The following is a 4,990-nucleotide window of genomic DNA, read 5'->3' as shown; positions in this document are numbered from 1 at the left end:
GCTCAGTGCGCCGCACTCGAACCAGACCTGCCTCCCCCGGCGCACTCCTTCGTCGCTGCCGACCCCTCCGGCTTCGCGAAGGGGCACGAGAATGCGCGGCGAGACGGCGACGACAGTCTCATTGACAAGGGCGGCGTGGAGCTTTTCCAGCGTGCCGGGCGCGAGGGTGGCATCGTTGTTAAGGAAGAAAAGCTGTGTCGCGCCGTCTTTGATGGCTTGCCAGGCTCCGGTGTTGCAGCCGCCCGCGAAGCCGAGGTTGCGCCCGTTGCGGAGGATCACATCAGCGGTGAGGGTTTCGAGCGAGCCATCGGTGGAGCCGTTGTCCACCAGATAGGCGCGGTGGGGCAGTGTTGAAGTAGCGAGGCTTTCCAGGCAGCGCTGGGTGTCGTTGCCGCCGTTCCAGTTGAGAACAATCACGGCTAGCACAGGCCCAGCGCCTCCAGTCGGGCACGCATGGCAGCGGCTGTTTTTGCAACGGAGTGAAGTTCCGTAATGGCTTTGGCTTTCTCACCGAGGGCTTGCGCGGCATCGGGGAAGTCATAGACGAAGCGTAGGCGGCGGGCAGCATGGTCAATATCTGGCTCAGCCCAGAGCTGACCGGCTTCGTAGGGATAGAGTGTCTTTGTGAGCGGCTGGAGCGTAAAATCCACGGGCAGGCTGTTGTCCGTGCTCAGAAACTCTGTGTTGCCGGACCAGCCTGTCGCGACGACGGGTTTGCCTAGTGCCAGCGCTTCTAACAAGTGCAGTCCGAAGCCCTCGGCGCGGTGGAGTGAGACAAAGGCATCACAGAGCGAGAGTAGGCTGGCCTGCTCGGGGAGGGCCAGAGTGCGGTCGAGGAAGGTTACCGGAAGGCCCCGCGTGGCGCGGTGGAGCTGCTCGGTCTCGGCGGAGTGGTTTTCCGAGTGCAGTGTCTTGATGGCTAAGTGGCCGCGCTCGCCGTCAGAAAACGCCTTGGCAAAGGCGCGGATCGTGCCCTCCGGGTTTTTTCGGTAGACATTGCTGTCGTAGTCGAAGGCCGTTAGAAAGAGCGTGGCATCGTCGGGGAGGCCGAAGGTGGCGCGAGTGCGTGTGGGATCGGGCTGCGGCGGGGTGAACGGATAGGGGAGTAGTTGGACCAGGCAGGGGCACTTGGGCTGGATGGCATCGCGGCAGAATGCGCTGGTCACCCAGAGCTCATGAAAGCGGCTAAGGCAGGGAACGAGTCTCTCCGGAAGCTCGGGCGTCTCCCAGAACCACACCCCAATATTGCAGCGCCCGGCAAAGTAGCTCTCGCCGTAGCGCTGCGCTAGGGCTTCGACCGAGTCCGTGTTCAGCGTGACGAGATTCACGGCGTAGGGATTGGGATGATTGAGTGCGACAGGAAAGCCTGTTGCTTTTGCCGCCTCCAGAAACGCCGCTGAGGCCGCCGCGACTCCCCGGATACCGTCGAAGTGCCCACTCACGTTCCAGCCGAGTGGGAGCTTGCTTTGCGTGGGATTGCGCAAGAAGCCCCGGCGTTTCCAGTGCGAGGCAAGCTGGTAGAGTGCTTTTATCACCTGAGGATATCCGCAAAAGGCTCCAGCAGCACGTCTCGCGAGGCGGTTGTCTGCCAGTGTGCCACCTGCCGTCCGATGCGATCCGCGATCAGGCGACGGCGCGTCTCCGGGGCGGTTAGTACGCTCTGGACAAATGTTGCATAGTGCGTGGCACACTGGGCCGGATCGTGCTCCTCGGCAATAAGGTCTCTCGCACGGACGGCGAGGCTCTCGCGGTAGGGAGTATCCGTGAGCAGGTGCCGGAGTGCGGCTTCGATCTGCTCCACCTCGGTTTTGGGATTGCCTGGCACGGGGAGCTTGTGAACCACGGTGTCGGGTAGCTCCCCGAAAGAGCCGACATCGGTCGTGATGCACGCCCGGCCCCGGCTGAGTGTTCGCACCAGCGCACCCGATGTCTCGCCGCCGAAGGGCCAGCGCAGGCACAAACAGAGATCGGCGGCGTCAATCCAGTCGTAGAACGCGGGCACCGGCACGTAGCCTGTGACTGTCACGCGGTCCCCCAGTCCGCGCCGTTTTATCTCGCTGGCGAAGTCTCCAACAAATGCACTGTCTGGTCCCAGATAGACCAGGTGCTGCCTGCCACGCTCAGGCTGGAGGCGTGCAAAGGCGTCCAGAATCGGAACACTGCGCTTGGTGGCATGGATGATTCCACCCGTGAGGATAATCTGTGCGTCTAGGGGAAGACCCAGCCGCTGGCGTAGCGCATGTCGCTCTGGCTCGCGGGGAAGCGCTGCTTGTGTCGAGAGATCCACCAGCATTGGAATATACGTGATAAAGGAATTGTCCCTGCCAAACTCCGCTTGTGCGCGTGCTGCTGCCCACTTGCTGTGCAGGATCACCCCGAGCGAGCGCGTAAAGATACGGCGGTTACTGAAGCGCTCTTTCTCGGGCAGGCTGCCCAGATCCGTGGCGCGGAGCTGCTGCACACGCCCGGCCTCAATCGCGCCGTAGTGATGCCGCAGCTCTTCGCTCACATCAACGCCACGGACAGGCTGTTGCTCTAAAGAGGCGAGAAGACCATTAAGATTATAGTCGTGCAGGACCGTGATTCCCGCCCAGCGACGCAAGAGTCCGTACTCGGCGGCGTGATGCGGACTGTTGCCGATGTGATAGAGCAAGAGATCCAACGGTGCGTCTGTCTCAAGGCGGCGCTCCAGACCGGAGAGGCGCTGCAGTGGGAGAGAAGCGCTGGGTTTAGGCGCATCGTTGCTGATCAGAAGTGTCTGATCCCAGTGCTTCTCTAAGTACGGAAGAAGCTCCGCAGTGTAGTCCGCGACACCGGACTCGCGCGGCGGCAGGGGGCTGAGCACCCCGACTCGAAGCCGTTGCGCGGGAGCAATACGGCGCAGCGCGGGATTGGCTCCGGGTTTTAGAAACCCGGTGGACAGCACCGTAGCAGCTCGGGCCGCGCAGAGTGTCCAGGTGAAGCGTGCCGCGAGCGTGCAAGACTGCGCCGCAAGTGCACCCCGCCAGCCTGTATCCGTGAGGCCACGCGTGATTAATGCGGCGAGTGCCTCTGTATCGGTGCCCTCCACCAGAGCCTCTAAAACGGGAAGCACCTCCACCAGTGAGGAGTTATCGGCAGCCAGACACGGGGCACCACACGCGAGCGCCTCGGCCAGGGGGAGGCCGAAGCCCTCATACAACGACGGAAACACAAAGAGCGTGCAGAGCCCGTAGAGCGCCCGCAGCTCCTCATCGGAGACGAAACCTGTCAGGAGCACTGTACCGGCTACTCCACACTCCGCCGCGAGTGCCTGAAGCTCCGACTGAGTTTGCTCTGAGAGCTTACAGGCAAGAACCAGTGGGCAGTCTTTCCGAAGCACAGGAGCGAGGAGCGCATAGGCACGGATCAGCCCCTCCATGTTCTTGCGCCAGGTATCTCCACCGGTGTAGAGCAAGAAGGCGGCTCCGATTCCGAGCTTCGCCTTGAGCAGCGCTGCCCAATGGCTCTTTTCGGCGCTCTCCAGAGGGCAGAAAAAGGGTGCGACACCTGCGTAGATTGTGTGGACTCTCTCTTCCAGCACGCCTAGAAGCCGAACCGTGTCGCGTCGCGTGGCCTCGGAGATCGCCAGTACACCATCGGCGTGTGCGATATTTTCCAGCATCCGGCGGTAGCGCAGCTCCGTGGGACTTCCCGGCTCGAAGTGCTTGTCGCCGTGCAGCAGTGGGATCAAGTCGTAGCAGATCGTAAGAAGAGCAATGGGCAGGCGGTGAAAGGCGGGCAGTGTGGCCCCTTCCCACTCAATCGGGCTGGGCAGCAAAAACGCATCCAGATTCGCCTTGAGCAGCGCTGCCTCGTAGAGTGCCTCGGCGTGCTCGGGTTGGTGCAAGTCGAGCGGCAATAAGGTCACGTGATGCCCGGAAAGATCCAGCTCCGCAGGCGGCAGAAGGCTACTTCCAAAGCAAATATACTCGTGCTCAGGATGGTTCGTGAGGAGCACCTCCAGTAGTGCCCCGACATAGCGTCCGATCCCACGCTGACGAGAGCCCTCGGTCTGGAGTGCCTGGAGATCTACTCCGAGTCTCACAGGGTCTCCTCACGCTCTTGCTTGAGAATTGCGAGCTGCTCCTCAAGCTCCGCGATACGCAGGCTTGCCTGGTGTGAGAAGCTATGGGCCGCGTCGAGCTCGCGCCGGTAGCCCTCCAGAACATTCTGGACACTTTGATTAAAGAGCACCTGGCGTTTTAGCAGAGGAAAGAGCAGGGCGCGGCGCAGCACTTTAAACAGCAGCTTATGCGGGGGCCAGTTCCCGATGCGAAAGGCGAAGTAGAGGTTGGGAAGCTCCAGAGTCGCGGGTGTGCGGGTCGCCTGGAGGCCCGTGAGAGTCTCTAGGATGGCAGTGGCCCCTAGCTGGCTTGCGCTCGCCACATCGCGCATACGGGAAAGAAGGGGGTTCTCAGTTTCGTTCATGATTGGGATCAACGAGCGGCAGGCTCATTAGCAGTTGATGTTCCTCTTCAAAAGAGACACGGGTGGGAACGCCCTCACGCAGAAGCTCGGCGTGCTGACCTGCACGATAGCCTTCTTCACTGCTCAGCGCACGGAGCGGTGCACAGAGCCGGTCGCGCCGTACAAAAAAGGCATTGACTCCCCCGCCGCTGCACCCGATAAAGGCATAGCCCTTGCGCTCACCCAGTGCGCAGAGAGCCGCTAGAGAGGCCCCAAAATAAACTCCCGATGGATGGGCTGCACTCTTGACAAACTCCGGGTCGTACGGAACCGCAACTTTCAGACTTGGCCCAAAACGGTAGTTGAACTCAATGATAACTATATCGGCGGTGACACACTCCAGCGCTTCCCAGACCCAGTAGTCGTTGCCGTCAATATCAATCGAGAGCACGCTTATCTCCCCGACCGCGCCGTGCGTTTTTAAGAGCATGTTGATGTTATCACGGGTGATAAACGCCTCCGCCACGCGTAAATCGCGCCACTGACTCACGCTCTGAGCGCG

The 4,990-nt window shown here is 61.4% G+C and carries 4 protein-coding genes and 1 pseudogene; all 5 read right to left on the bottom strand.

What is annotated here, in order from left to right:
* Positions 1-426, bottom strand: a 426-nt coding sequence (locus tag ACH2EH_RS09510; RefSeq protein WP_395141105.1) for a glycosyltransferase, incomplete at its 3' end; no start/stop codon positions are given.
* Complete coding sequence (locus tag ACH2EH_RS09505; RefSeq protein WP_395141103.1) at positions 420-1,535, bottom strand: glycosyltransferase family 4 protein; 1,116 nt, start codon at positions 1,533-1,535, stop codon at positions 420-422. The genes ACH2EH_RS09510 and ACH2EH_RS09505, both read right to left, overlap by 7 nt.
* On the bottom strand, positions 1,532-4,066 hold the full coding sequence (locus ACH2EH_RS09500; protein ID WP_395141101.1) for a glycosyltransferase: 2,535 nt from the start codon (positions 4,064-4,066) through the stop codon (positions 1,532-1,534). The genes ACH2EH_RS09505 and ACH2EH_RS09500 overlap by 4 nt, the downstream gene beginning before the upstream one ends.
* Entirely contained in the window at positions 4,063-4,449 is a 387-nt protein-coding gene (locus ACH2EH_RS09495; protein WP_395141099.1) for a hypothetical protein, read from the bottom strand. Before ACH2EH_RS09495 ends, ACH2EH_RS09500 begins: the two co-directional genes overlap by 4 nt.
* Positions 4,436-4,990 (bottom strand): annotated as a pseudogene (locus tag ACH2EH_RS09490) (hypothetical protein); the annotation flags it as partial. The gene ACH2EH_RS09495 and the pseudogene ACH2EH_RS09490, both read right to left, overlap by 14 nt.

The organism is Armatimonas sp. (genome assembly GCF_043760365.1).
GTDB lineage: Bacteria > Armatimonadota > Armatimonadia > Armatimonadales > Armatimonadaceae > Armatimonas.
This window is presented reverse-complemented; position numbering and strand designations above follow the sequence as displayed.